This is a genomic window from Pseudoxanthobacter soli DSM 19599 (genome assembly GCF_900148505.1).
Taxonomy (GTDB): Bacteria; Pseudomonadota; Alphaproteobacteria; order Rhizobiales; family Segnochrobactraceae; genus Pseudoxanthobacter; species Pseudoxanthobacter soli.
The window spans coordinates 1-2,174 of record NZ_FRXO01000022.1 but is presented as its reverse complement, the minus strand read 5'-3'; the positions used below and the strand labels follow the sequence as shown (position 1 = coordinate 2,174).

Here is a 2,174-nt window from a genome sequence, read left to right as displayed (position 1 = left end):
AGCGGCACGAGGCAGCCGGCCGGGAGGCAGGTGGTGTAGGCGATGGGGGCGCCCGGCGCGGCGTCGTCGATCTGCAGGGTGACGCCGTCTGGCAGGGCGAGGCCGAACGGCATGACGACGGCGCCCTCGGCGGCACCGCCGTCGGCGGCATGAAGCTCGATCGCGAGCACGCGCTGGCGGTTCTGCTGGTTCATCTGGGTCTGGGAGAAGGTGCAGACCCGGCGCCCTTCCGGCATGGCGCACTGGACGCTCCAGTCGCCGTAGGCCTCCTGCAGCGAGGATGCGCCGCCGGGCAAGGTGGAGGCGCCGTCCTTCGCCGGCTGGGCGGCGGCAGCCTGGGCGAGCTTGGTCGCCAGATCGGTCTTGGCCGCGCTATCGGTCTTGGCCGCGATGTCGTTCTTGGCGTTCTCGGCGAAGGCGCCGGCCGGGGGAGCGGCCAGAACGAGGAGCACGGCGGCGGCAAGGGTGGTGCGAAGACGGGTCATCTGGGGATCCGGATCGGGTTTCTGGTCTGGGACCTCTCCGCTTCCGGCGAGACCGGCCGCGGAGAGGGATCGATCGTGCCGCGGCCAAGTCATCCGGCAAGTCGCCCGGGCGATTCGGCCCGGCCAACCCTCCCGGCCAACCCTCCCGGCCAAGTCATTCGGCCAAGTCATTCGGCCAAGCCTCCCGGCCGAGTGGCCCGGGCGCGTCGATCGGGCCGGGCCGGACCGGCCGGTCAGGGCGACAGGCGGCCGGCGCCGGGCCGCGACGGCTCTCCGCGGCGGGCCGGCCCGCGGGGCGCGGGCGCGTTTCCGCGGTTGGCCGCGTGTCAGGCCGCGGCGCGGTGTGCCGGGTTCGAGGCATCGACGAGGGCCTGCCAGGAGAGCTGGGAGGCGAGGTGCAGGGCGATGAGGTCGAGCCATCCGTTGGCGTGGAAGGTGGCGAGCGCCTCGCCGGAGAGCGCGCGGAAGGCCTTTTCGTCGACGAGGCGGAAGCCGTTGACCTCGGCGGTCGCGGCGGCGGCGGCCGGGGCGGTATCCGTGCCCGAGACGGCGCCCGAGACGGGGTTGGCGTATTCGATGCGCAGGCTCTTCTCGACGAGCAGGCCGTTGGCCTCGAGCGCGGCGGCGAAGGCGCGGGTGCGCTCGTGCTCGACCGCATAGGCCTCGCAGAAGGCGATGGCGGCGCGGCCGGCCTCGGCGGGCTGGCCGTCGGCCTCGAAGAACGGGTCGGCGCCGTCGCGGCGGGCGTTGGTGGAGAGGCGGTCGCTGGTGCTGTCGATGCCGAGCATCAGCGGCCCGCCTTCCTGGTCGGCCATGCCGATGAACGGATAGCGCCGCACATAGCCCGGCACATAGGTGCCGGCGCGCCAGTGGCCGGCGGCATCCACGAACAGGTTGCGCCCGGCCGCGACGCCGGTGACGACGAGCGGCATGGCCGCCTCGCCGCTCGCGAACACGATCGGATAGTGGCGGCCGGCGGCGGCGAACTCGCCGGCGACCAGGGGGATGGCGACCGCGCCGGCGGCGAAGCCCGCCCCGGCCGCGCGGCGCAGGCCGAAGCCGGCGTGCTCGTGGGCGCGCAGCAGCATGGGGCTGCGATAGAACAGCGGCAGGCCTGCCGGGGCGGCGGCCTCGGGAGCAGCTGAAGGCGTCTGGGTCTCGGAACTCTTGGTCTCGGAGTTCTTGGTCACGGCGTTTTTGGTCTCGGGGCTGTTCGTCACGGCGCTGTTCCTTGTGTCTTCGTCCGGGGGCGCAGGGCGCGCGGGAACCGCGTCGCCGCTCTCCTCCGGGATCGTTCGATCGGTGTCTCTCCGGGCCCAGGGCGGGGGGCACTGTGGTCGGCCCGGAGAGCCGTCAGCCCGGGCGGCATCACCGGCCCGGATTGCCTGTGGATGGGTGGGTCCGGCGTGGGTCCGGCCTCGCCGGCGCCAAGGGCGGCGTGCGGAGCCGGGGCATCGCCCTCGTCTTCCTCTCGCGGGCCCGGCCTCTCATGTCGGGCCTCTTCCGGCCCGGCCTTGCCTGTTCCTGCTTTCTCCGCGCGGTTCGGCTCACACCTGCCTTCCGCGCGGAGACTGTCTCTGCCGATCGTCGCTTACCCCTCCCGGCGTGTCCGGGAGGGGCTGTTTGCCGTTCAGAAGCGGATGTTGAGGGATCCCTTGAAGGCATTGTCGGAGACGCCGGAGGCGAACT

General features: G+C 73.2%; 2 protein-coding genes. Both read right to left on the bottom strand.

Annotated features, from left to right (window positions below):
• A partial coding sequence (locus BUF17_RS21945) for an invasion associated locus B family protein (RefSeq protein WP_073632818.1) occupies window positions 1-485 on the bottom strand: 485 nt, incomplete at its 3' end.
• A gap of 326 nt (window positions 486-811) precedes the next feature.
• The gene (locus tag BUF17_RS21940; protein ID WP_244530994.1) at window positions 812-1,705 is read right to left on the bottom strand and encodes a SapC family protein; all 894 of its coding nucleotides are present in this window, start codon (window positions 1,703-1,705) and stop codon (window positions 812-814) included.
• Between the last annotated feature and the right edge of the window lie 469 nt (window positions 1,706-2,174).